The organism is Limnothrix sp. FACHB-881, from assembly GCF_014698135.1.
In the GTDB taxonomy this organism is placed as follows: domain Bacteria; phylum Cyanobacteriota; class Cyanobacteriia; order CACIAM-69d; family CACIAM-69d; genus CACIAM-69d.
Genome location: NZ_JACJSN010000001.1, coordinates 501,101 through 526,169, shown reverse-complemented (window position 1 = coordinate 526,169; position 25,069 = coordinate 501,101). Strand labels below are relative to the sequence as shown.

Genomic DNA, 25,069 nt, shown 5'->3' with positions numbered 1-25,069 from the left:
AAGGCGATGTTAATGCAGTTGATGTTGGGTTTAGGGCTTGAGTAATTGCGCCCTAGCTGCCTGCTCTGTGTTGCTGAATTCTTGAAACTTTGGTCGAGAATGCCCCATGATCCTTCCCTCTCCGGTGTTGTCTCAGGATCGGAAAACGGCTTGGCCCGACGGAACCTTAATTCACGATCGCTACAGCATCCTGCGGGGGCTGAATGCCGCCGCCGCGCGATTGCCTCAAATCGGTCAGGTGCAAGTGTTTGAGGTGGTGGACTTGGAAGACGACGATCGGCCCAAGGTTTTGAAACTGTTGATTCGTCAACAATCAACCCGGCTCGATCGGCTTTATCGGGAAGCGGAAGTGCTGATGCGCGGCCCCCAGCATCCCCAAATCCCCAAGGCGGCGGTGGATGGCTTCTTTTGCTGGCGACCGATCGACAGCCGCTGGCCCTTTCAGGGGCTGGTGATGGAGGCGATTGCGGGGGAATCCCTAGAGGCTTATCTCGATCGACAGGGGGCGATCGACCCCATGGCAGCGATTCGCTGGTGGGTGCAACTCAGCAGCCTGCTTCACAACCTGCACCAAGCCGGCTGGATCCATGGGGACGTGAAGCCCGCCAATCTGATTCGGCGGCCCCAGGGGGATTTGGCCCTGGTGGATTTTGATGCGGCAATGCTGGTGGGTGAGCGGGCGGCGGCCTGTGGCTCCGCTGGCTACATTGCCCCAGAGCAGCGGCAAGGGCAGCCCATTGGCCCCGCCAGCGATTGGTTTAGCCTGGGCCGCACGATCGTGCATTGGCTCACGGGGCAGCATCCCTTAGATTTGATTGCCCAAAGTGTTGACTCTGACTTTGACTGGCGCTGGGCTGTGCCGGGGTTGCCGGACTCGATCGCCGATGCGATCGACACCCTGATGGCTCCCAACCCGAGCGATCGCCGAATCATGCCAGCGGGAACCACCGCCACGTCCTTGCTTCCCCTGGCTCAGCGCCTGGCGCGGCCGCCCGTTGTCGCCACGCCCCCTAGGCAGTTCCCGGAATTCCCGAGGGCTGCCTAGGGAATCCCTGGGAATCCCAGCAACCTAGAAATTTCTAGGGGTTTCTAGGGATTTTCTAGTGTTCCTACACACCACAATCTCTCTGTTCAATTCGGCGGTGGACTGTGCTCCACGAGCCGGATTTTTTTGTGGCAAATCTTGGTGGCAAATCTTAGTTGCCAATCAACGCGGCACATTAGCGCGGCAAATCAGCGCGGCACTAGGGGCGATCGCTCCGGTACGGAATGCCAAGGGCGCGGGACTCCATACAACGCCACCGTTCCCTGGCCATTCCAGCGCTCCCCATTCGGCAGGGTAGCCCGCCGAAAATCCGCTTGCTCCAATTGAGCATCGTGCAAAACGGCTCGGGTGAGATTGCTGGCAAACAAAATGGCTTGGGTCAAATCTGCCCGACTCAAATCCGCGTCAATTAGCGCGGCCCGACTTAAATCGGTGCGGATCAGATTGGCTCGGCGGAGGTTAGCCCGACTCAGATCCACCTCGGACAAATCAAAGTGGCTCAGGTCGGCGGTGGCCAAGTTACTTTGGGGCGCAATTAACCACAGGCCAGCCCCGATCGGGTCAAAGTCCTGGGGCCAGCAGGTGGCCTCGTCCATCAATGCCCCGTGAAAACTAGCCCCTTGGAGTTGGGCGTGGCTCAGGTCGGTTCCGCGCAAATCTGCCCGATCGAGATAAGCCTCCTGTAACTGGGCTTGGGCTAAATTCCAACCCCGCAAGTCCGCTTGGCTGAGGTTGCTGGCCGCGGCTTTCAGGTGGGAACCCAGGACGATCGCCCCCTGCTGCAACCAGTCGATCGCCCCTTGGGTACGGGCATCCACGCGGGCCTGTCGCCAGTCCACCCCATCCACCCAAGTCCACCGCAAATCCGCCCCACAAAGATCCGCCCCGTTTAAGCTGGCTCCTCGCAGATCTGCACCCCGTAAATCGGCTTCGCGCAAATCTGCCCGCCGCAGGTAAGTGCCCCGTAGATCGGCTTCGCGCAAATCCGCCCGCCGCAGGTTCACCCCCGACAGATAGGCCGAAGACCAATTGACCGCCCGAGCCACAACTTCGCGAAAGCGGGCCCCGGAAAAATCCGCCCCGCTTAAGCGTAGTTCCGACAAATTGGCTCGATCAAAATTCCACTTGCCCTGGTGATATTGCTCAATCCACTCAGCCGCCTGACTCTGTTTCATGGAGATCACCGATCGCGCCGTTGGCTACCAACTGTTGATAGTCTTCGGCCGTTAGTCCTTCGTTATGGCCCAAGACCGCACCCGTGACGATCGCCCGATGAAAATTCACCCGACTCAAGTTGGCCCCGCTCAGGTTAGCCCCACTCAGGTTAGCCCCGCTCAGGTTGGCCAGGGCCAAGCTGGCCTTGTGCAAATCTGCTTTGGTTAAATTGACATCGCTCAAGAGGGCCCCGGACAAATCTGCCCCGGCTAAGCGTGCTTCCGCCAAATCGGCCCCGCTCAAGTCCGCATCACAAAGCTGGGAACCCCGTAGATTCACCCGTTGCAGATTGGCCCCGCTCAGGTCACACCCCTCCAGTCGCACCCCCAGCAGTTGTCTGCCGGTTAAGTCTTGTTGGGGATTCAGTTGGGCCAGGGTCAACAAGTCAAGGAAGCTGGCTTGCGGATTGGCCCAAATGGCCGCGATCGCCCCGGCCCAGGGCCCGTCAATGGCTCCACCCGATCGCGCCAGGAGGCAATCCAACACTGCTCGCTGCTCCGGCGACAGGGGGTGACGCTCCGCCAGGTTCAACGCTTGGGTAATTTGTTCGATCGCCGCATCCAAATCCACGCGCGATCGATCCGCACCCGCCTGTTCCGCAGGGGCCCCTGCATCCTGAAAAACCGTCACAATTCAATCTCCTTCAATTGCCGTTTGCACAACGGCTGCTGCACATGATCACTACCCAGTTTTTAGGGTAACCCGAAGGGAACCGGCGGCCGGCTGAATGCAAAGAGAGTTCAACATTCTCACGATCCGCATCGCGGCGGCACGAGGGTGCATCAGAGGGTTCATCAACCGTTCAGGTCGGTAACCAGGTTTGCACCACACGCCCCGTAATTTTGTGGCCCAGCCATGGGGTGTTCTGGGCCAGGGACTGCAATTGGGCCGGCTCCACTGTCCAGGTGGCGGCGGGGTCAAACCGAATCAGGGGCTGGGCCTGACCGGGGCCGATCGCTTGGGGCGTTTGGCCCAACAACTCGGCGGGCCGCTGACTGAGCGATCGCCACAGTTCCAGCGCCGTCAATTCCCCGGTCATCACCAACCCTGACCAGAGCAAGGGCAAGGCCAACTCCAGCCCGATCGCCCCTGGGGGTGCTTCGGCAAAGGCGACGGTTTTTTCTTCGTAGGTGTAGGGAGTATGATCCACCGCGATCGCGTCGATCGCTCCGGTTTTGAGGGCAGCGATCAGGGCTTGGCGATCGGTGGGATTGCCCAAGGGAGCAGGCAGATGCAGGCTGGGATCGTAGGGTAAAGGGGGGCGATCGCTGCCCGGCAGCGGTCGCCGGCCGTCAATGTGGCTGGTGTCGCAGAGCAATTGCAACCATGACAGGCTGGCCGTGAGGGGCAACCCATCGGCCTTGCCTTGGGCCACGAGGGCCGCGGCGCGATCGGTGGCTAAACGCATCACATGCAGGCGGGCGGGGCGATCGCGCAACAATTCCAAGAGGGTGGCTAGGGCACTGCTTTCGGCCGCCGCCGACACCCCCACCAGCCCCAACCGCAACGCCTCAACCCCTTCCAGCACCGGGCTGCGACTGGCCGAGGCCCTTTGACCCATCACCATCAACGGCAACCCCAAGGGCCCTGCATAATCCAGCAAGCGTTCCATTAAGACCCAATCCCGGATCGATCGACCGTCGGTGAAACCCACAATGCCAGCGGTGGCTAACTCTGCCAACTCGCTCATTTGCTCCCCTTGGGTTCCTTGGGTCAAGGCTCCCCAAAGGTGCAGGCGGGGGCTTGGCTCCGGCAAGGCCGCCCAGCGATCGCGCAGGTTTTGCACCATGGCGGGCTGATCGATCGCCGGTTGCGTGTTGGGCAACAGGGCGAGAGTGGTGAACCCACCGGCCAGGGCGGCGGCGGCCACACTGGCGAGGGTTTCTCGGGACTCATGGCCCGGTTCGCCCGATCGGGAATAGCAATCCACCAGGCCCGGAGCCAAAATTTGCCCCGCCGCCTCAATCACTCGGGTTCCCTCTGGCAGGGCTTGGGGATCCGGGTCGATCGCCCGCACTTGCCCCTGATCCAACAGAACCGTGGCCCGGCGATCAACCTGGGCCACCGGGTCAATCAGACGAATTTCCCGTAGCAGTTCGATCGCCATCTACAGCGCCCCAGCGGCCGTTTTGTCCAAAATAGTGCCGGATAGGTGATGGGTAATATTCATCGCCTGCAACACCGGCAAACTATCGGGCCCGTCGGGATAGCAAATTGCCGTTACCCCACCGTTCCCTTGCTTAAAGCGCCAAATGCTGTCGGGGCCAAGGCCCGTGAGCTGACAGAGCAGGGCTTTATTCACGGCATCATGGGCCACCACCAAACCGGTCAAGGGGCGATCGGCTGGCGTTGCCACTTCACCCGCCTGAGCCAGCACGGCCGCCCAGGCCTGCTCAGCGCGATCGAACACCTGTTGCAAATTCTCACCCTCCGGCATTTGCACCGTTTCCGGGTGCGTTTGCCACTGTTTCAGCAAGCCCGGATATTCCGCCTCAATTTCCGATTCATACTTGCCTTCCCACAGACCATGGCCAATCTCCTTGAGAGTATCGAGCAAGCCCAATTCCAGCCCCGGGTGATGCGCCAAAATTGCCTCCGCCGTGGCCTTGGGGCGAGCCATGGGGCTGCTGAAGGCGAAGTCGATCGCCACATCCTTCAGGAAATTGCCCGCTTTGGCCGCTTGACCGTGACCCGTTTCATTCAAGGGCACATCAATTTGGCCCTGAAACCGCCCCTGACGGTTCCATTCCGTTTCCCCGTGGCGCACCAACAGCAACTGCGGCCCCCGATCGCCCCCACCGGGCTTGGGCACGGCGGAACCCCCCAAGGCTCCCAAATGCGCCGTCAGGTTCATCGATTCCAGTTGCACCGCATCCCCTAGGCCACCAGCAAAGTTCAGCACGCTGATTCCGCAGTTCGATTGCAGCAGGCAGTGGTAGCGATCGGGGCCAATTCCCAACGCCGTGCTCAGCAAGCAACGGTTAATGCCGTTATGGCCCACCAAAACCACCGTTTGTCCCTGATGGCGGCTCAAAATCTCTTCCCAAAAGGCCTTAGCCTGCTCTCGCAGGGACAGCACCGGGAAATGCGTCCCACTGGCCAGCACCATGCTGAATTCGTGGGGCTGGTGTTTCCACTGGTCATAGGCTTCAGGAAACTGAGCCTTCACGTCACTCACGGCCAGCCCTTCCCAGAGGGGCAAATCCACCTCTCGCAACAGTTCGTTGGTGGTCAATGGCGGCACGGGCTGCAATTGCTGACAGATGGTTTCGGCCGTTTGGCGCGCACGCTGAAGGGGGCTGCAATAGAAGGCATCGATCGCCAAACCTTGCAGGGCGATCGCCACCTGGGTAGCCTGGTTACGCCCCAAGTCAGTCAGCACCGACTGATCGCAGCGCCCTTGAATGATCCGGCGGGTGTTGAAGTTACTTTGTCCGTGGCGGATGAGGATAACGCGCGTAGCCAAGGGGCTGTCTCCTAAAGTGGGGGTCAGGGGGGAGCGGGGCAACAGGACTATTGCCGGGCTGAGGGCTTGTCAGAGCGAAGGTGCAGCGGTTTGGCGATCGAACAGGGCCTTGCTTCGGGGATTGAAGGCGGGCCCATGGCAGACAACCGGCGCTCAGCCAGGATGCATTCTACCGCTCTGGGGTGAATCAACAGTTCTTCTGATCGGATCTTCTGATTGAAGATTTCCATGGGAAAACAACCGCCACCCAAGGAAGCGGTTGCAACCAAAGCACACCAGGGGCCGATCGGGCCAGAAACCGCTACACCACCAAGGCGCAACCGATCAGCCTATTGCGCTAACACATCCGGTGCGGTGGTTTCGCCAAAGCCCGATCGCCGCTGGGTGGGTGGGTTAGGGCTGGCGCTGGGCGTGGGTTGTTGGGTGGGTTGCTGGGTGGGTTGGGTCGCCGCTGGCGGATTGGTGGCCTCAGAAGTGGGGGTCGATCGGCTCTGGGGCGTGGGGGTAGGGGTTTGAGCCGGTACGGTGCGCGGGGCCGGGGTCACCGGCTCAGGTGATCGCGGCTCAGTCGCTTGGTTCAAGGCCGTGCGCACGGCTTCGATCGGCTGGGCCTCCTTGAGTCGGCCCCCTTCCCACAGCCCCGCCAACTGTTGCCCATTGGCATAGCTATAGATGCCGCGACCGTGGAAAGCATTGTTGCGAAATTCCCCTTCGTAGCGATCGCCATTGGCGGTGCGGTAATTGCCGCGACCGTTGAACTGTCCCGCCATAAAGTCTCCTTCATAGCGATCGCCCGCAGGCGACACATAAAGCCCCCGCCCTTGCAGCTTGCCGTTCACCACCTGTCCTTCATAAACCCCACCCGCCGCATAGGCATAGCGGCCGCGCCCCGTGCGCTGACCCGCCACAAAGTCTCCCTCGTAGCGATCGCCATTGGCCGCCAAGCAGTTGCCTGGGCCCGTGAAGATGGCGGCCTTGGCTAATTCCTCGCAGGACGCGGTGGCGGAATTGGTGGATAGGCGCACTTCTTCCGATCGCGCCGCTGGACTAATCCCGATCGTGCCAACACAGGCACTCAGAACCATCGGAAACACAACGCCCCGACCCCATGGCCAAGGCAAGCGAGTTGAGTTGGATCGCATAAGGTCTGGATAAGTAGCTGTGGCAACCGTTCTGAGCAACCGCCCATCGGCGGCATGGCGAGCGGCATGGCTAAATCTTTTGTAACTGGCTGATCGCGATCATGACGAATTTTCTATTAAATCGTTATTTTAATCGGGCTTGTCTATTTTGTCTGCATTCAAGCAATCACTTGAATCGATTTGATTGTGAGAATTGATTTGTTTTAGAGCATTTTACCCTAATTTTCACTCCGATTTTTGAACCATCCAAGCTTCAGTAACATCGTTGGGATCGTTACAAAAACCAGTAGGACATCTTGAGGCTGGACTCAAAATCATCTGCATCGGTTTTGTCTTGGCTCAGAGGCAATGGTTGGGAGGCAATGCTCGGAATCGCGATCGGACGCTGACCTTTCCGACCTTCAATTTTGGAAATGATGATGAAGCGATTACAAACTCCCAAAGCAGTCAATCCTTAAGTCGTTCAAGGCCAATTGCAGATCAAGAACAGATCAAAAAACAAAATCGACAGAACATCAGTCGAAAAACCCTTCAAAATCGATCCAAGACTCCCATCAGGGACGAGGGAGATTGGCTTGAAACCTTGATTAGTTCCCTCAGCTTTGCTCATAGACATAGAGCATAACCGATGGAATAGCTGATGGATTAGCTGGGAGAATGGGCGGGAATAATGACTAGGGACAGGGTTGTGGCGATGCATTAGCGCAGATCCCGCTGTTGGGGGCATCGTTAGCTTAGGGGGGCATCGTTAGCTTGGGGGGCAATGGCTGCGGATGGCTTCCCTCCCGCGATCACCCTTGGGGTCTGAAATGCTGAAAATGCCGTCCAATTAGTCCCGAGCAGGGTACATCAGCATCGATCGAAGTAAGCAGTATGTGCGCTGGTTGATTGACCACCCCAGGGTCTGGCCCTGGCCGGGTCGGGTGATCATCCCCAGTTTGCAACACTTGAGGCGATTTCCTTGGGATCTGCGCCGTGGCTCATCCTTGCAGCCTGGGTCTGCCCACAGCCGTGTTATGCAATTCAGTATCGTCATCGCTACCTATAACCGCCGTCGGCTGCTCGATCGGGCGATCGCCTCTGCCTTGGGACAAAGCTATCCCTGTGAAGTCGTGGTGGTGGACGACTGTTCCCGGGACGATACCCCCGAATGGGTGGCTCAGTTGCAACTCAGCCTCCCGATCGAGCGACGCGCCCAATTGGTCTATTGGCGCAACAGCAGCAATCAGGGCCATTCAGCCAGCGTGAACCGAGGTGTGGAGCTGGCCAAGGGCGACTGGGTGAAGTTGCTGGATGATGATGATTATCTGGATCCCAATTGCATTGCTGAGTTTGTGCGGGCAATTCGCATTCACGATCAACGCTGTGGCAAAGGTTTACGTCCACCCGCGGCCCTGTGCTCCTGCCAGGCCTTGCAGGTGGACTTACAGGGCAATGAAATGGGGCACACCCCTCGCACGGGGCCAGGTTTAGCCTATTTCATTCCCCAAGAGGATATTCACTACGGCATGTTGGTGGAGATGGTGCCGTTTGGTACGCCGGTGCAAGTGGCTTTTCGTCGATCGGCCTTTCTGCAAGCCCGGGGCTGGGACTCTCAGTTTGATACCAATTTTGATGATATTGATGCTTGGATTCGCATTGCTGAATATGGCGATGCCATTTTTTTAAATCAGTGCTTGGCCTATCGCACCGTTTGGGACGGAGCCTATAACCGGCAATTTTCGTTCGATCGCCGGTTTGACACCAATTGGTCCATTAAACAAAAAATTCACGGACTGGTAAACGAACGGTTTCAGCAACAATTACCCGAAAGCCAGGCGGTTCAGTCCTATCTGCGCCTGCATTGGGGATTAGTTGCCCTTAAGCATTACCAATGGTTCAAGGCTTTCTCGATCGCTGCTCCCAGTTTGCTATCGGCTCGGGGATGGGGCCTGATGTTGCACACTCGGCTGAATCGTATTTTCCACGCCCTTACCTGGACCTATCGAGACACCCAACGCTATCTGAAGCGCCGCCTTCAGGCCTGGATTCGGGCCCAATCGCCCCAATCGCTGCTGCGGGGTGGGTGGTTCAAACTGCGCTGGCAACAGATGCGTTTTCGGTTGCAGTTGGCGCGGCAACTGTGGCAGCAGGGGTTCCCCTTGGCGGCTCTGTTTGTAGTGAAAACGGTGGTGATGCGTTGGGCGATCGCCCTGTGGCTCGATCCTTTGGTGCGCTGGGCCCAACGATCGCCCCGGCGACGGGCTTGGCTGCTGCGCCGTGCGGCCCGACTGTGGCGTTGGCTCGATCGGGACTTAAATTTTCTGAACCATTTAGACCATGCCCAGCGCCAAAGCAGTCCCCATCACTCCAGTGCGCCCCGCCATCCCAATTACCCTCGACCCCTCAGCGATCGGATCAGGAATCGCCTCGATCGCCTGAATCGCCTGAGTCACCTGAATCGCTTAAGTCGCCTGAGCTATTTGCCAACCAGCAATCCTTTGCTCGCGCTGCCCGCTGCCCCAATCTCCAGCCCACCACAACCGCAACCGCAACCGCCCAAACCACCCATGACCCCAAGGTTGCGCCAATGGATCGATCGACTGCGGTTCGTGCAAGCTCGCCAATTGTGGCATCAGGGGCGCTGGCTGAAATCTTTGGCGCTGTCGATGCCGCTGCTGTTTTCCCCTGCCATTTGGAGGCTGATGTGGCAGCGGGGCGGGCGGGCAATGCGCCGGCCGAAGGTTCGGCGGTTTGTACTGCTGGATTTGCCAGCGACTCCGGGCGATCGGCCTCATCCTCACCCCTGAATCAGGATGCGATCGGGGTGACAGCAAGGGCGAACTGGAGTGAAACCAGAATGAACCCAGAACAAAGCCAGGATGAAACCAGGATGCGATCGAGATGAATCGCTCCGCAATGGGAGTGGATTCTTGGGCTACCAACCGCTTAGGGGCGCGGCTGTGTTGATCGCTGCCAGTGATAGCATGAGCAGGGGCCAGGGCCGGAGAACGATCGAGTGCGATCGCCCGTCCAACCCAATGTTTCTGAACCTATCGTGATTTTGACTGCGCGCAGACCGCGCGACTAACACCTATGTCGCAAAACAAAGGATTTGGCTTCGGCTTGGGCAAAATGAAGGAAATTGCCCAAGCGATCCAAAAAGCCCAGCAAGTGCAAGAAGATGCTAAAAAGCTGCAAGAAGAGCTGGAAAAAACCGAAATTGAAGGTCAAGCGGGCAACGGCTTGGTGAAGGTGGTGATGAGCGGCAACCAAGAACCCCTCCGCGTAGAAATTTCCGCAGAAGCCTTGGGCGAAGGGGCTGAAGTTTTGTCGGATCTGGTTTTTGCGGCCATGAAAAACGCCTACACCGCTTCCACAGAAACCATGCGGCAACGAATGGAAGCCCTGACCGCTAATCTTCAGCTACCGGGCATGTAGTCCCTACAGATCTGCGATCAATTCCTCAGCCCCTGAGCCTGCTGTTCCGACATCGCAGAAGGCTAGGGGCTTCGGCCCCTGGCCTGCGGTGAGTGAGACACATCGAATTCAGTTGCCTTCTTTGGCACTTTGCTAGACTCTGCGAAATCTGTGCCCTATGCCTGTCAAACTGCTATTTGTCTGTTTGGGCAATATTTGCCGATCGCCCGCTGCCGAAAATTTGATGAATCATCTCATTGCACAGCGCGGCTTGCAGGGGCAAATTGAGTGTGATTCGGCGGGCACAGGAGCCTATCACGTGGGCGAGCCACCCGATCGGCGCATGAGCGCGGCGGCGGCGAATCAGCCAGGCATTAAACTGCAAGGGCGGGCGCGACAATTTTCTTCCGTTGATTTTGCGGATTTTGACCTCATTTTGGCGATGGATCGGGATAACTATTGGGGCATTTTGGCGCGAGATCCCGATCGCAAATATCGCGACAAGGTGAAGATGATGTGCGATTTTTGTCGCCACCATGACCTCAAGGAAGTGCCTGATCCTTACTATGGCGGCCCCGAAGGATTTCAGCAGGTTATTGATCTGTTGCTTGATGCCTGTGAAGGACTGTTGGAAACCCTAATTCAGGAAGGCAAGGTTACACCTCCTGAGGATTAGGAAACTGCCGGGTTAACCACAGGATTAAACAACTGTTCACCAACTTCAGAATTAGACCATTCAGCATTCAACCATTTAGCATTTAGCCATCAAACTCGATCGCCCCAGGCCAATAGTCCCATAACACCAGGGCTTGGCCCTGAAACTGCGTGGGTTCTCCGAGGGTAATGAATTCGTTGGGTAATTCATGGGGTAACCCGCTGGTTGATTGACGCATCAACTCATGGGGTAACTTAAGGTCCAATTGAGGGTTCGATCGCTCCGTTAATCCTGTGATTGGCCGAATCACTGATCCCTCAACCCCAGCTACCGTTCCCCGAGGCGATCGCCCCACCAACGCCACATCAAACCGCCGAGCTAAATGGGCCCACTGGGGATGTTGAATTAAAAACAACTCCGCTGCTCGTAAGAGTTTCAGTTGCTTGGCGGGGGTGATGGCCAACGCGCCGTTGCGATCCCAATTTCCAGGACTGCGGGTTTTCACCTCCACAAAGGCCAATTCCTGACCCGATCTCGCCACCAAGTCCAACTCACCGGCCCGACAGCGCCATCGCCGCGCCTCGATCGTCCAGCCCTCTTGCATCAACCAAGCGGCCACAAATGCTTCACCCAATTCGCCCAATTGGGCCGCAGTCGATCGGCGATCGGAACCTTTGGAATGGGGGGTCATAGGCTGATGTCCTAGCGGCCCTCGCCCGTATCGAGCATTACGCCCAGAGCCAAGGCAATCCGGCGATCGAGATAGCGATTGAGATCCGCACTCATATCCAAAACGTAGCGATCGAGCAGGGTAAATTTGCGGTTAAATTCCCCAATTTGGCGATCGCTATTCCCCTCCAAAATGATGAAATTCGTTCGCAAAACCCACATCAGCGGTTCTAAAAAGCGCCGTAATAATGACAGCACAATCGAATCCTCTTTGGCGACACAAAGCAGTGAGCCATCGGGGCGATAGCAGTGCCACCGTTTGCGAAAGATATCGTAGAGATAGTTCTTGCGAAATCGAGCCAAATCCCCTTTCAAATCGCGCACAGTAAAAGTAGCCGTAAACCATTCAAATTTTTTCTCTTGAATGATTTTAATCAGTGGTTCCTGTTTACTGGCATCTCGATAGATGGTGATATGGCGTTTGGGTGAAATCAGCACAATCACCGCCAGAACTGCGATGCAAATAACGATTGTTCCCACCAAAAACACTGGCAATTGCAAGTTTTCTGGCATCACCGACATCAGAAGAGCCAGCAGCACGATCATGACGATGGTGGCAACTAAACCGGCCAAAACCGCCAGCAAGCTACGCGCCCAATGGGTTGGCCGTTCAATGAACAGGATTGGGTCTCCGTGATCATCACAAACGTCATATTTTTCCGAGAGGGTCATCAACTTTTGTCGCAATAAGAATCGATCGCGGTTAAAGACTGAATCGACCTGAAACATGCTCAATTCTCCACAACATCACCCGATCGCCCTGTGGCGGCGGCCCCGGTTAGTCCAGGTTTCTGGGCCAACGTTAACCGACAACCCGCCTCATCGCAGGGTCACCACCACCCCTTGGCTTTCACGGGCCGATCGATCCACGGCGCAGAGGGCATAGGTTCCGGCCCCCAAGGCGAGCGATCGCGCTCCGGCCGCCAACAGGCGATCGAGCGTCCAACTGTTGCCCTGTTGTCGGTAAAGGGCCCAACCACGCAACCCTTCGCCACCCGCAGCCCAAGTGAGTTCTCCACCATTGACCCTCACCCCCGTGGGCGGACTCGGCGGGTTGCCGGTGGCCCTCAAAACCGGCGGCAAGGCTGGTTGGGCATAGAGTTCCTGGCGCAGTTGGTCAGCAAATCCCTGGCGGTTTTCCGCGATCGGCTCAATGTTATAGAACGCATTTCCCAAGGCTCGCCGGGCCGCCAGCTCCCGCGTGAGGGTAATTTGCTGCTCAAATTCGGCCACTGACCAAGCGCTGCTGCTGCCCAATTTGTCCAAGTTATTGCCGGGGTAAACATGGGCCCCGTTGGCGATTTGCACCCACCAGTTCAGCAGGGTGCGGTAACTTTGGGCCGTTTGATCAATCCGCCAATAGAGTTGAGGCGCAACGTAATCTAACCAGCCGGCCTTGAGCCACCATTTGGGATCGGCAAACAGGCGATCGTACTGATCCAGTCCCACAATGCCCGCCGGTTCTCCGGGGCGATAGATGCCAAAGGGGCTGATGCCGAATTTGACCCAGGGTTTGACTGATCGAATCTGTTCCGACAACCGCTTCACCAGCTTGTTTACGTTGTCGCGCCGCCAATCGGCCAAGGTTTTGCCACCCCCCCAAGACCAGTAGGTTTGGCGATCGGGAAATTCTTGCCCCTCCACGGGATAGGGATAGAAATAGTCATCCAGGTGAATGCCGTCGATGTCGTAGCGCCGCACCACATCCAACACCACATCCACAGCTCGGTTTTGCACCTCGGGCAGGCCCGGATCCATCCAGCGCTGCGTGCCGTAGGTGTAAACGGCGTTGGGGTAAACGGCTTCCACGTGGTTCCCGGTGCCGATCGGGGCGTTGAGGGAGGTGCGGGCCCGGTAGGGATTGAACCAGGCATGGAGTTCCAGGTTGCGTTGGCGGCATTGCTCGATCGCGAAGGCCAGCGGGTCATAGTAAGGATTGGGTGCGCGGCCCTGGGTTCCTGTTAACCAGCGGCTCCAAGGCTCAATGCTGGAGTCGTAAAGCGCGTCTCCTTCCGGGCGAATTTGCAGGAAGATGGCGTTTAAACGGGCCGCCGCCGCTCGATCGAGCAGGGTCACCAATTCCGCCTGCTGTTGGGCGCTGGACAGGCCCGCCTTGGACGGCCAATTCACATTCCACACACTGGCAATCCAAGCGGCTCGCAATTCCCGTCGATGGGACAGATTCACCAACTGGGGCGGCGGCTCCCCGGGTTCCACCAAGTAGGGTGAGTCGATCGCGGGGAAATTGCGATCAGCCACCAGGGCTTGATAGAGCATGGTGGCCACTTCCGCCCGGCTGCTGGCTTGGCTGGGGCGCAGTTGCCGCAAGTTGGGAAAATTCGCCACCAAGCGACGGTGCAAGGCTCGCTGCACCGGCTGTCGGGCATAGGTTGCGATCGCTCCGGCATCATCAAAAAAACGGCTCAGATCCAAGGTTTCGCCGCCGGTTAAGCCCAACCCATTCACCAAGGCCACCAACACATCGGCCCGCACGATCGTGGCATCGGGGCGAAAGGAACCGTCCGGGTAGCCACTGAGCAAACCCCGTTCCCAAGCCTGCTGAATTGCAGCTCGGGCCCAATGGTTAGCGGCCACATCCCGAAAGCTGCGGGGCGATCGCACGGAGGGCCGATCGACCGATCGCACCAGCAAGGCCGCGAATTGGGCCCGAGTTAAGGGGCGATCCGGTTGGAAGGATCCATCAGGAAATCCACTAATCAACCCTCGATCGGCCAGGGCCGCGATGAAGGCTTGGGCCCAGTGGTTGGTGATGTCTGCAAACGTCGCCATTCTCCTCCAATCCCTTGCTGCGCTGCGATCGCTTCTCGCACCCTAGCATGGCCTTGAACTTTCGCCCCATGGCCCGATCCCCTTTTGGGCCCCGGCCAAGGGGGCGCTGATTAGGATCAAAAATCACTGCGATTGCAAGATTCAATCGGGCGATCGCCCCCAGATTCCCAAAGAAGTCCAAACACCCAGCGCCGCGATCGCCAATCGCCCGTACAATGTTGCGTGGACGCTCAACCCCGCGTCACAACTCCGGGCGCTGTTTGTGTTCGGCAATTTGCGTTGAGCAATTGAATTTGCGCTGGGCAATTGGTTGTGACCGCTGCCGGTTGAAGCGGTTCCATAGCTTGCAACTCTTGCAACCCATTGTTTTCATTTAGCTAGGCTTTTCACAGGAGAGCGCCCCATGGCCCAAGCGGTAGGCTCGATCGAAACCAAAGGCTTCCCCGCCGTCTTGGCCGCAGCCGATGCAATGGTTAAGGCCGGGCGCGTCACCCTCGTTGGCTATATCCGCGTGGGCAGCGCTCGCTTCACCGTTAATGTGCGCGGCGAAGTGGCTGAAGTTAAACAATCCGTTGAAGCGGGCATCGCGGCGGCCGAAAACGTCTTCGGCGGCGTGGTGGAATCGTGGGTGATCATCCCGCGTCCCCACGAGAATGTGGTGGCGGTGCTGCCCATTGAATACAACGACAAGGTGGAACAGTATCGCGTGGCGGTGGAAGGCCCGCGCCTGCTCACCTCGCGCTAGGGCTGATTGCTAGAGGCCCCATTGCCCCATTGGTCACTGGCCGCCCGAGCAGGGCGGCTTTTGTTTAGGTATCAGGCCTTTGGATCGGCCTAGGTCTCAGCACCATTATTCCTAATCCCAGCGATCGAGGTCGTCTGACCAACGCTGTAACAGGGCCCTGGCTCGATCGCGCTGGGTTTCAAAGGTGGCCGCCAGCCAAATCATTCCCGTGCCCAACGCCAGCCCCACCAACCATTTCAGGAACGACCATCGGGCATTCAGCTCCACAAAATTGGCCAAGGTGGCGGCTCCCAGCAACAGGGATCCCATCAGCAGGTAGGCGCGCACTTGCCAAAAAATGCCGGCCCCGATCGCCCCGAGGGCCAACACCAGACTCACCCAATCGGTGCTGTGCTGTGCGAAGGCCGCCCAAGCAATGATTCCCGTGCCGGCCAATCGCAGGCCGTGGCGCAGGGGCCGGCCCTCGGCCCCTTGCCAAGCGGGGTCAATTTCCGCCGCCAAAATTAAGCTGCTGCCCAAGGGCCCCACATAGAGCAGGGCTTCCATGGAACCGGCCAGCCACAGACTCCGCCAAATCGACCAGGTGGCAAACAGCAGCCCCAGGTAATACAACCGGCGACGACGCAACAGGGCCGCCAACGCACCATAACTGGCGGCCACCACCATCAGCGCGGGCGGGGCGATCGACCCGGCCAGTAAGAGGCTCATGCTGGCGGGCAACCAAAGGGCAACCCGTTCCCAGGCGGTTTTTTGGGAGCGGGTTTGGCCCAAAACCGCCAGCCCGATCGCGCTGAAGGCCGCCAGAACAGCCCAATGGGGGTCAAAGGCGGCCCAGCCAGGCAACCAAGCGCGGCCCCAACTGATCCAGGCGATCGTTTGCAAAGCCGCCAGATCCACCCACAGGCCCGAGGTGCGCCACCCCTGAACCCAGGGATAGGCCACCAACAATCCCAAGGCTGCCCAGGCCAAGGGGCCGTGGGTGGGGCCCGCCGTCAGCCACAGCAGGCCCGAAAACCCAGTGCCCACCAGCCAGTGGCCATGGGCTGTCCAGGCCAGCGTGCGGCCATTGAGAGCAAAGAGCGATCGCCCCCATCGATCGCGTCCGAGGTCATAAAACCAAGCCAGGAATCCGGCCACGACGGCAAACAACACCAGGGCATCGGTTGTGGTTCCGGCGGGCAACCAATGGCCCGTCCAAAAGAAGGCTAATTCACCCCAACCCCAGGAGGCGATCGCCAGGGAACTGTAACTCAGCCAGCGTTGATGGGGCGATCGGGCGGCCACCCGCAAACCAATGAGCGCCACCCCCACCATCAGCAAGCCCGTCCAACCATCCCAATAGCTCGATCGCCACAACAGGGTTAACAGGCCATAGCCCAAGGGCAACCACCGACGGCTGGGAAACTGTCGCCCCAACCGCTCTGTCGCAAACAGGCAGATAAACCCCAGCCCAAGCGTCGCCACCGCATAGTGGCTGAGGGAGCCGTTCAGTTGGCGAAGGGTTTCCGCCGTCGCCAATTCCAAGGCCGCGGCTCCCGCCCAGAGCAACCCCGGAATGGCGGCGGGCCGACCGGCCCGCCGACTGGTGAGCAACCGAAACCCGATCGCCCCCAACAGCAGCCCAATCACCCACCCTTCCCAAAGCGCCTGGGGCTGATCCCCGTCCAGGGCCAACACCAACAGCCGCAGGGCCGTGAAGGGCAACAGCAACCAACTCACCGCCGTGGCCCAGCGATCGAGGGCTTGGCCATAAAGACGCAGCAGCGGACTCGATCGCCCCACCGCCAACCACCACAGCCCCCAAGCCACAACCAAGAGGCCGCTTTGCAACGTCACCCAAGGGCCAAAGGCCAGCCCGCTCCAAGACCCCACGCCGGCCCCGGTCAAGGCGGATAGGGACAACCAACCAAAGGTCACGGCCATCAGGGCCACCCACCCTTGTCGAAACCCAGGCAGCAGGGAGCTGGCCCCCAAGGCCAACCCGGCCACACCCAGGGACAGAGTGAGGGACTGGGGTGAGGAAATGGCCAGAGATTGGGCCAAGACCAATCCTCCGGCCCCTAGGCCCTTGGCAGCTTTGCGGAACCTTCCGGGCCCGATCGCCGCTAATCCCAACAGAGCCAACGGGATCACCAACCAACTGAGCAAGCCCGAGGTCGCCACCTGTGCAGGGACGGTTTCCCAAACCCCATGGGTCAGTTGCACCAGGCTCAAACCCGCCAGGCCAAGACCCAGCCACCAACTGGTTTTCACCCAAGGTTGCCAAGGGGAACGATCGCCCCCGATCGCCACCAAACTCCACAAAACCAGGGCGGCTCCGATGCCCACCTGCCCCCAACCGATCGGGGCGCTGGTGGTGGGCAAGGCAAACCGGGCCAGGGCATAAACAGCGGCCAGGGCAGTCGTGAGGGTGCAGTTGGCCAGGACTTGAGGCAGCAGGGATCCCAAGGGCGATCGACTGGCAACCAGGCCGAAGCTGGCGGTGGTGAGCAAGCTGAGGGGCAAAAGCCGCAGGTTATGAGGCCAGAGGGCGAGGGCATAGGCATTGAGCAACAACAGGATTCCCAGCGCTAGGCCCAAACCAAATTTCGCCAAATCGGGGCGATCGCGCCGCTGCTGGGCGATCGCCAGCCCCCCCGGCACGATCGGGTAAGGCAACCACAGCAGACCCAAAACCTGTTCCGGTTGCCGCAGTTCCAGCAGGGATTGCACCGCAACCAACAGGCTCGATCGCCAATCATTGGGCAACAGGGCTGCGGTTCCCCGGCAAGCTCCCGCCATCACCAGGGTTAAGCCCAACAGATCCGCTCTCCGCCCCGATCGCTGCAACCGTTCCCACAACAGACCTCCCGCAATCAGGGCCAAGGTCAATTGCTGCCAAGGAGCCGTGGCATCCGTCTGCCCCAGCAACCAACCCAAGCCCACCAGCAACCAGCCAAACCCATTCAGCCCCACCTTGGCCCGGGTCGCCTCGCGAGCATCCAAAATCACCAGCAACCCAGACACCACCATCACCAACGCCACATCGGCCAAGCTGGCGATCTGGGTGGCCAGGGCCCGCAACAGCAAAATCAGCAGTGAACCGGCCATCAGGGCCCGATGATGGCGCGATCGCAGTTGCCACCGGCCGGGCCAGGCGGCCGCCAGGGCAATCAACCCCGCACAAATCGTCACCCCAGCCCAAGCTTGGCCCGATGACCAGTTCCAGTGCAATCCACAGGCCAACAGGATTAAGAGGGCAACCGATCGCCGACTCACCATCGTCCAGGCAATCATCAACCACAGTGCGCCCGCTCCAAACCAGCCCCACAGGGGCAACCCCAAACCATCGGCGGCCCAGGCATTGACCGGTAACAGCAGGGTCACCAGGGCGCGTAGGGTTTGACCCGTCAGGCGCAGTCGGGCCTGGCGATCGGTCCAGAGGGCAGCCCCCCAAAACAACATCGTGTACAGCAGCAGGATGCCATATTGCCCCACGCCCCCCACTTGGCTCCAAAAGCTGGCCGCCAACCAGGCAGAGGACACCACCACCAAAAACGCCCCCAACAGTAGCAACCAAACCACGCTCAGCTCAGCCGTAATGGCCTGCAGCCGACCGGGGGACTGGGTGGCGGGTTGGGGGGTGGAACTAAGGGCGGGAGCCACGGGCGATCGCGCGGTGGCGGGCAATGGACAGGTGAGCCAGGTGCTGGCCACTTCGCGCACCCAATCTTCCGACACCAACCCCAAACGCAACCACACCTCCAACCCCTCCAAAAGTCGGGGGTCAGAGGTGCGGACAGCCAATTCAATGGTTAGCAGGTGGTCGCGGTGTTGCGGAGCGAGGTCAGCCATAAAGGGAGTCGGAGGGACACGATCGGCTTAGGAGGGGTCAACCGCCATGAGCCTAACCCGATCGCCCCGCCATCCCCCAACCACCCGGCCAGTTCCGCCGTTGTCGGTGGGTAGTTGTTGCTGCCAACGACTGCCCGCCGATCGCTTGCCCTAGACCGATTCGATCTAGACTTCGATCTAGACCGAGATGAAGTCCTGACTATTCACGAATTGCAAGGCGGGGATGCCCTGGAGACGGGCGATCGGGGTCTCGCCAGCTCGCACCAGGATCGAGTTGCCCTCTTCAACAAAAGACAAATCGGTAAATCGCAATCCACCAGCCAGAGCAATGCGGTCATTGTTAGCGAAGTAATCAGAAATGCTGTCCAGACCGCGATTGAGACCGATCACAAAGGTATCGATTCCCTCGCCACCAAAGAGCACGTCATCCCCTTGATCGCCGGAAAGCACGTCATTGCCCGCACTGCCCGTGAGGGTATCGTTCCCCTTGCCCCCAAAAAGGGTGTCGTCATCCTCGCAACCATCCAGTTGGTCATCGCCATCGTTGCCAAATAGCAAGTCATTCCCGGCGTTACCGGACAACACATCGTTATCGGAACCCGTGCTAACGGACTGGGGCCGATCAGGATTGTTGCCGTAGAGGGTATCGTTGCCTGCTTCACCGCAGAGGGTGTCGTTGCCCCGATCGCCCATCAACAGATCCAACCCAGCACCACCCCAGAGGTAGTCATTCCCCTGACCACCCCTGGCCGTATCGTTGCCATCTTCGCCCGCCAGGCTGTCGTTGCCATCATTGCCCAACAGCAAGTCTTCATTGCCGCCGCCCAACAGCAGATCGTTGCCGGTGCGATCGGGATCCCGCGTGTTGTTGTTGCCACCAATCAGGGTGTCGTTGCCCAGGTCACCGGACAGCACATCATTGCCCTTATCGCCATAGAGCAAATCGTTGTCCTTACCGCCATACACCAAGTCATCCTCCTGACCGGCATAGATGGTGTCTTGACCCTGACCACCATTCAGGTTGTCTTGGCCACGACCGCCATAGAGCAGGTCATCGTCCGTGCCGGCCCCGATCGGGGCATTGCTGCCACCGCTGCCCAGCAGGGTGTCGTTGCCCAGGTCACCGTAGAGCACGTCATTGCCCAAATCGCCCAGGATCAAATCATTGTCTCGGCCGCCAAAGGCCGTGTCCTTGCCGTCGCCCCCGGAAAGGGTGTCTTGACCTTCGTTGCCATAGAGCAAGTCATCGCCGCCCAAGCCAAACAACAGGTCTTGGCCGTTGGGATCGGCAATGAGGCGCACACCGGTTCCGCCGATCAGGGTGTCGTTGCCCAAGTCACCGATCAGAATGTCGTTACCCCGATCGCCGTGCAGCAAGTCGGCTTCCTTGCCGCCGCGAATGTAGTCATCCCCTTGGCCGCCAAACACCGTATCTTCACCTTCATTGGCGCTGATTACGTCGTTTTCGGTATTGCCAAAGATCAAGTCCCGATCGCTCGGATCCGGCCGGTTATCCGGGCGACCTTGGCCGCCGATGATGGTGTCGGCTCCTTGGTCACCGCGCAGGATGTCACTGCCCCGATCGCCCAGCAAAATATCGTTATCCTTGCCGCCGTTGATGATGTCTTGGCCATTGCCGCCAAAGACCACATCATCACCCTCATTGCCGTTGAGCAGGTCGTTGCCCTCGCCCCCGCCGAGGCGATCGGCATCCACCCCGGAACCCACCGCAGCGCGATTGCCCAAGCCACCAAAAATGGAATCGTTGCCCAGGTCGCCAATCAGTTCATCGGAACCGGGGCCGCCCCGCAGGCGATCGTTCCCCGCAAACCCCGACACAAAATCGTTGGACGCTGTGCCCACCAAGTCATCATTACCCGACGTGCCCAACAGTCGGTTACCGCCGGTTTCGGGCGGCGGCGGAATCACCAACGCGGGTAGCTCAGGCACAATCAGAGGGTTGGGAATTTGCCAGGAAGCCGCCAACGGCGAGGCCACGCAACCGCAATTCGGGGCCACACCCGCCACATCAGCAAAACTGGTGATGAAGAAGGGAAAACTGCCTAGCGGTAATGAGTTGTTCGATGGCAGAACACTAATTGGCGGGGGATTATCCGGCAGCGGCGGAGTCGGCGTAACTGGCGGAGTCGGCGTAACTGGCGGAGTCGGCGTAGCTGGCGGAGTCGGCGTAACTGGCGGCGGAATCACAATTGGGCGAATAAAGGAAATTGTGCCCCGAACCAGACTCGTCTCCCCGTTAGCGATTACATCAAAAGTTAGAGAATCTTTACCTGTGAAGCCTGCACCAGGCAAAAAGAATAAATTTCCAAACTGTGCTGGAGTGAGAGGCCCTGGGGCAGGAATCTCGGTTCCACCCGTGAATGGGTTCCCGATATACAATTTTCCCGAAGCAGGCAACCCAGTGATCACGTACTGAGTAATAGTGTCACTATTTGGATCGCTTGCTGCGGGCGGTAGACCCGGCAGGTTGAACCGAACAATTCCACCACTTGCTGGCGGTTCCGTTAAATCTGTTGCCGCATTGGGAATCACATTAAAAACGGCATTAAAGGGAACAGGTGGCCCTGGCACAAAAGGGGGATTATTGAACTGCACTGTTGCCGAATCTGGACTCAGGTTCCCCTTGTTATCCCTTGCAGCATACTTAAAAGACCCTGAATTAGTTGGAGACTCAAACCGCAGGTTCCCAATATTCCCCGGCGGAATTGATTGTCCGGCTGATACAGAGACCTTCGCCCCCGTCAGTGGATCGAGCAGAAACAGCGAACTCCCCGGGGGAATTTCCGTGATTACAAATTCCTGGATCGGGTCACCATCAGGATCCACTGCGGCCAAAGGAATCGAGCCAGTGGGGTTATAGGGCAACACTAAGTTCTGAGGTGTGGGTGGCTTGTTAGTGTTGACCACGACTTGAGTTGTATCTTCCGCCCGGAGGATTTCGGGATCAAAAGACGGAGGTGGCTCGTTTAGTCCTCTGGCATTGAAAATCCCAGGGGGCAGGGTAATGGAAGCTGTGTTGGTGATTGTCCCCGTAGCTCCATCTGCAATCCGTCCCGACACTCGAAAAGTTTGGGACGATTCTGGCGGAGCATTTAGAGTTACTTCAACACCAGGCAGAACACTCAAATCAGCCGGTCCCGGTAGAGGTGCTCCCCCAGAATCAAACCGAGCCCAAACGGGACTGAGTAGAGTTGCCGGGGGTTGATCAAACACGTTAAAAGTCAGGTCACAAGCCCCTTTGTTGGTTACCGTAATTGTGTAAGAGACTGTGCTACCCGGAAGCGCTGTGACCAGATTGTCAGTTTTTTCTAATGTAATCTCGGGCTGCAGCGGCAGCGTTGGTAAAGTCCCCAAATCTCCTACCGCAACCGTCATTGGGACTTGTTTGACGATCTGCCCGTTACTTGTATTGATCTCATACAGAGCAGGGCCACCCAAAGTGACTGATCCTACTGTTTGTGTTTGTCTTGTGGTGGTTGCATAAAGCTTGCCATCATAGCCAAAGGCTAAACCGGCAAACTGGATCTTGCTAGCATCAATGCCGGGTAGCGTACTAGAGGGTGTGAATAGTGTTGCGCTGAGCTGGCGGCTAGGATTTGAAATTGGATCTAGCTGAACAGTAGCATCTACTTTAGCAGCAACTTTATAGATGCGTGTGTCGTTGGAAAAGCCATTACCAGGATTCCGTAAAACGATCCACAGATCACCCGTATTCGGATCAACAGCAAAGTCTCCACTACCTGTGGTAGGCACAGGACTTGATACAGGATTGCCAACTTGATCTACAACTTGATTGATCGTGAAAGTTTCACTGGGAGTTCCATTAGCTAGATCAAGAAATTGAATCGTGCTATTACTACCGGCAATTAAGTTCCCGCTAGCATCAAATGCTAAACGCCCAGAATTGGGTATGCCGGGATCAATGATAGTCCTTACGACGGAACTAGCCGATAGATTGTAAACGTCAATCCGTCCTCCACCCTGCTGAAGGATATAGATCTCGTTGGAGTTAGGCTTGCGGGCAATTGCATCGCTAGTGTGAGGGAAGAGATCAGCTTTTTCAAGCGTTACTCCCCCAGTCGCCAAGTCAACCCTCACCAGGTCGTTTTGTGGAGCTGAAGGGTTGGAGGGATCGGTGAAGTTGGCGATTCCAAGGAATTGGTTGGGAATACAGGGATCCAACAGACCTGGATATTGGGCGATCGCCTGCTGTGTGAAGGGCACTGGGGATTGCAGGGGCCCGGTCGATCGATCCAAGCGCCAAGACCCACCCCGATCGGCCGATCCCACCGGACTGGTGGCCGCGCCCACGGTCGCTTGGGTCAGGTGAGCCAGGGTTTCAATCAGTTGCTGCCCCAGGATGCCGGCCCCCGTGCGGCAGCCATAGAGCAAAATTTCAGCTCGATCACTCAGCAACAGGGCCCAGCGACGCAGCCAGTCCTGCACATCCCGAGACAGATCCGCCACAGACAGCCCCCGATCGCCCAACTGCAACCAGCCCGGTTGACCGTGAGCAATCACATGGAGTTGTTGAACCGGTTTTTCAGCCAAGGCTTGGGTCACTTGGGCCCAAGCTGCCGCCGTTGGCTCCAACTTCAGCACCCTTGTGCCGGGCTGCATTCCCTGAATCAATTGGTCGATCGCTTCTACCCTTGCATCAATCACAACCAAGGTGGATTCAAGGTTGTTGGGCTGGCGTGACTGAGAAGACGTAGACAAAACAATCGATCGATCGGTGGACTGCAATGAGCTATCAAAATGTTGATCTTGCGAATCACAATTTTGATCATTGCTTTGGCGTTGCATCGATGATGAACCCTCAGCAAAAATACTCAGCGTGGTCAACCCAGATGATTGTGTTGATTGATGCGTGCTCATGAAGCTCTCACAGAAAGGTAGAAAACAATGTGTCTTGCATCCCTTTAACGGGGAAATAAATAGATGCCCCGGACGATTGATAAATTTGAGAGAACTTGATCGCTCTCGTCTAAATTTAATGATGGACTAGTTGTGCCGAGAGAAGGGTCATGGGCAGTTCCAACGCATGATATTGGTCACGAATTCACCGTGAAAACCAAGCAAGGAAAGGTCATCCAGACTGTGGCAGAACGAGTATTCGGAAATTCACAATCTTGATTGAAAATTTACAATCTTGATTGAAAAATTCTCGAAAAATTTAAATTTTTTGAATGAAATTGATCCATGCATTTTGAGTTCTGATCATGACTCAATGCCAACCAATTCATTCACTCTTCGTCTTTACGTCTTCCGCTTAAGGTCAATCTCAAGGCCATGCAAAGCCATGACGATATCACAACAGCTTGAACGTACCCTGACCAACGACCCGGGTTTCACCAGAGCGCTGAACTGAGTAAACTGTCTTCGTTGCGGACTTGTAAAGGACTCTTGGGACAGTCCGTGAAATTGATGAGACGGTTCGACACCTAAAGGAACGACTTCAAGGCAGATCCTGGGCGATCGAGTATCAAAGACTACAGCCAGTTTCACTGGTTTTTCATCTTTGCTGTGTAATCTGCGATCGCTCAAATTTTGGGTAGGGTGACCATCGTTGAGCAATTTCTTGAGTCTTATCTATCTAAAGGAAACATATTTTTCTGTTTGAATGTGTTTGAATCGATCTGCACCCTGATTTTAAAATATAGCGATAAATTTCTTAAGAAAACTCGGTTCAAAGGAAGATTTTAGATTTTTTCATTAAAAAAGGTCTTCGTACAATTATTTCTTCAATTTTCAACCAAGAAAACAAATAAGCATTGTTCGATGGTTTAAGCTTGATGCTTCAGTAATTTAATTTTTGATTTCCGATGATCTTTGATAATTACTTGACGGTCAAATCATTTCGAAGTCACAAAAACATCACAATCAGACCAATTTACCAACTTTCATACTGCTCAATCATAATTTAGTCATCGTAGTTTGTAGTATTTAGCAATTGAGATCGAATAATTGTCGAATAATCAATGCTGAGAGAAAGAATCAATTGGTGAAGGACGAATTGATCGATGAC

15 protein-coding genes and 1 pseudogene are annotated in these 25,069 nt (G+C 57.4%); 5 read left to right on the top strand and 11 right to left on the bottom strand.

Annotated elements, in window-relative coordinates:
- Positions 1-106: 106 nt before the first annotated feature.
- Positions 107-1,045: a serine/threonine-protein kinase gene (locus H6G52_RS02250; RefSeq protein ID WP_190526117.1), complete on the top strand. Its 939-nt coding sequence runs from the start codon at positions 107-109 to the stop codon at positions 1,043-1,045.
- A gap of 188 nt (positions 1,046-1,233) precedes the next feature.
- Here the strand turns inward: H6G52_RS02250 and H6G52_RS02245 are convergent, their stop codons facing one another.
- The 6 genes from H6G52_RS02245 to H6G52_RS02220 all read right to left on the bottom strand — a co-directional run bounded on the left by H6G52_RS02245 (position 1,234) and on the right by H6G52_RS02220 (position 7,319).
- Positions 1,234-2,220 (bottom strand): pentapeptide repeat-containing protein, encoded by a 987-nt coding sequence (locus tag H6G52_RS02245; RefSeq protein WP_099534486.1) that lies wholly within the window; start codon positions 2,218-2,220, stop codon positions 1,234-1,236.
- A complete protein-coding gene (locus H6G52_RS18965) occupies positions 2,198-2,890 on the bottom strand; it encodes a pentapeptide repeat-containing protein (RefSeq protein WP_199312097.1) in 693 nt (230 codons plus the stop codon). Before H6G52_RS18965 ends, H6G52_RS02245 begins: the two co-directional genes overlap by 23 nt.
- Before the next feature lie 172 nt (positions 2,891-3,062).
- Positions 3,063-4,367, bottom strand: coding sequence for a dihydroorotase (locus tag H6G52_RS02235; protein WP_190526115.1), 1,305 nt, complete (start codon positions 4,365-4,367; stop codon positions 3,063-3,065).
- Positions 4,368-5,726: a histidine phosphatase family protein gene (locus H6G52_RS02230; RefSeq protein ID WP_190526113.1), complete on the bottom strand. Its 1,359-nt coding sequence runs from the start codon at positions 5,724-5,726 to the stop codon at positions 4,368-4,370.
- A 329-nt stretch (positions 5,727-6,055) separates the two neighbouring features.
- Entirely contained in the window at positions 6,056-6,811 is a 756-nt protein-coding gene (locus tag H6G52_RS02225) for an MORN repeat-containing protein (RefSeq protein ID WP_242026147.1), read from the bottom strand.
- Positions 6,812-7,142: 331 nt separating this feature from the next.
- A complete protein-coding gene (locus H6G52_RS02220; protein ID WP_190526109.1) occupies positions 7,143-7,319 on the bottom strand; it encodes a hypothetical protein in 177 nt (58 codons plus the stop codon).
- A gap of 565 nt (positions 7,320-7,884) precedes the next feature.
- Between H6G52_RS02220 and H6G52_RS02215 the strand changes: the two genes are divergently transcribed.
- The 3 genes from H6G52_RS02215 to H6G52_RS02205 all read left to right on the top strand — a co-directional run bounded on the left by H6G52_RS02215 (position 7,885) and on the right by H6G52_RS02205 (position 10,943).
- Positions 7,885-9,657, top strand: coding sequence for a glycosyltransferase family 2 protein (locus H6G52_RS02215; RefSeq protein WP_190526107.1), 1,773 nt, complete (start codon positions 7,885-7,887; stop codon positions 9,655-9,657).
- A 286-nt stretch (positions 9,658-9,943) separates the two neighbouring features.
- Complete coding sequence (locus H6G52_RS02210; RefSeq protein ID WP_099532961.1) at positions 9,944-10,288, top strand: YbaB/EbfC family nucleoid-associated protein; 345 nt, start codon at positions 9,944-9,946, stop codon at positions 10,286-10,288.
- Between the two features lie 157 nt (positions 10,289-10,445).
- On the top strand, positions 10,446-10,943 hold the full coding sequence (locus H6G52_RS02205; protein ID WP_099532962.1) for a low molecular weight protein-tyrosine-phosphatase: 498 nt from the start codon (positions 10,446-10,448) through the stop codon (positions 10,941-10,943).
- Positions 10,944-11,226: 283 nt separating this feature from the next.
- Here the strand turns inward: H6G52_RS02205 and H6G52_RS02200 are convergent.
- The 3 genes and pseudogenes from H6G52_RS02200 to H6G52_RS02190 all read right to left on the bottom strand — a co-directional run.
- Positions 11,227-11,613, bottom strand: a pseudogene (locus H6G52_RS02200) (YraN family protein); the annotation flags it as partial.
- Positions 11,614-11,624: 11 nt separating this feature from the next.
- Positions 11,625-12,380: a hypothetical protein gene (locus H6G52_RS02195; protein ID WP_190526103.1), complete on the bottom strand. Its 756-nt coding sequence runs from the start codon at positions 12,378-12,380 to the stop codon at positions 11,625-11,627.
- 90 nt (positions 12,381-12,470) lie between these two features.
- Positions 12,471-14,441, bottom strand: coding sequence for a family 10 glycosylhydrolase (locus H6G52_RS02190; protein ID WP_190526101.1), 1,971 nt, complete (start codon positions 14,439-14,441; stop codon positions 12,471-12,473).
- A 403-nt stretch (positions 14,442-14,844) separates the two neighbouring features.
- On the opposite strand from H6G52_RS02190, the gene H6G52_RS02185 reads away from it, so the two are divergent.
- Entirely contained in the window at positions 14,845-15,186 is a 342-nt protein-coding gene (locus H6G52_RS02185) for a carbon dioxide-concentrating mechanism protein CcmK (RefSeq protein ID WP_099532966.1), read from the top strand.
- Positions 15,187-15,297: 111 nt separating this feature from the next.
- On the opposite strand, the gene H6G52_RS02180 is transcribed toward H6G52_RS02185, so the two are convergent.
- On the bottom strand, positions 15,298-19,020 hold the full coding sequence (locus H6G52_RS02180) for a hypothetical protein (RefSeq protein WP_190526099.1): 3,723 nt from the start codon (positions 19,018-19,020) through the stop codon (positions 15,298-15,300).
- Between the two features lie 177 nt (positions 19,021-19,197).
- A complete protein-coding gene (locus H6G52_RS02175; RefSeq protein ID WP_190526097.1) occupies positions 19,198-23,760 on the bottom strand; it encodes a DUF4347 domain-containing protein in 4,563 nt (1,520 codons plus the stop codon).
- Between the last annotated feature and the right edge of the window lie 1,309 nt (positions 23,761-25,069).

Excerpts from the sequence above, each read along its gene's own strand:
- H6G52_RS02250 (WP_190526117.1), top strand. The coding sequence starts at position 107 with ATGATCCTTCCCTCTCCGGTGTTGTCTCAGGATCGGAAAACGGCTTGG.
- H6G52_RS02245 (WP_099534486.1), bottom strand. The coding sequence starts at position 2,220 with ATGAAACAGAGTCAGGCGGCTGAGTGGATTGAGCAATATCACCAGGGC.
- H6G52_RS02235 (WP_190526115.1), bottom strand. The coding sequence starts at position 4,367 with ATGGCGATCGAACTGCTACGGGAAATTCGTCTGATTGACCCGGTGGCC.
- H6G52_RS02225 (WP_242026147.1), bottom strand. The coding sequence starts at position 6,811 with ATGGTTCTGAGTGCCTGTGTTGGCACGATCGGGATTAGTCCAGCGGCG.
- H6G52_RS02215 (WP_190526107.1), top strand. The coding sequence starts at position 7,885 with ATGCAATTCAGTATCGTCATCGCTACCTATAACCGCCGTCGGCTGCTC.
- H6G52_RS02210 (WP_099532961.1), top strand. The coding sequence starts at position 9,944 with ATGTCGCAAAACAAAGGATTTGGCTTCGGCTTGGGCAAAATGAAGGAA.
- H6G52_RS02205 (WP_099532962.1), top strand. The coding sequence starts at position 10,446 with ATGCCTGTCAAACTGCTATTTGTCTGTTTGGGCAATATTTGCCGATCG.
- H6G52_RS02195 (WP_190526103.1), bottom strand. The coding sequence starts at position 12,380 with ATGTTTCAGGTCGATTCAGTCTTTAACCGCGATCGATTCTTATTGCGA.
- H6G52_RS02190 (WP_190526101.1), bottom strand. The coding sequence starts at position 14,441 with ATGGCGACGTTTGCAGACATCACCAACCACTGGGCCCAAGCCTTCATC.
- H6G52_RS02185 (WP_099532966.1), top strand. The coding sequence starts at position 14,845 with ATGGCCCAAGCGGTAGGCTCGATCGAAACCAAAGGCTTCCCCGCCGTC.
- H6G52_RS02180 (WP_190526099.1), bottom strand. The coding sequence starts at position 19,020 with ATGGCTGACCTCGCTCCGCAACACCGCGACCACCTGCTAACCATTGAA.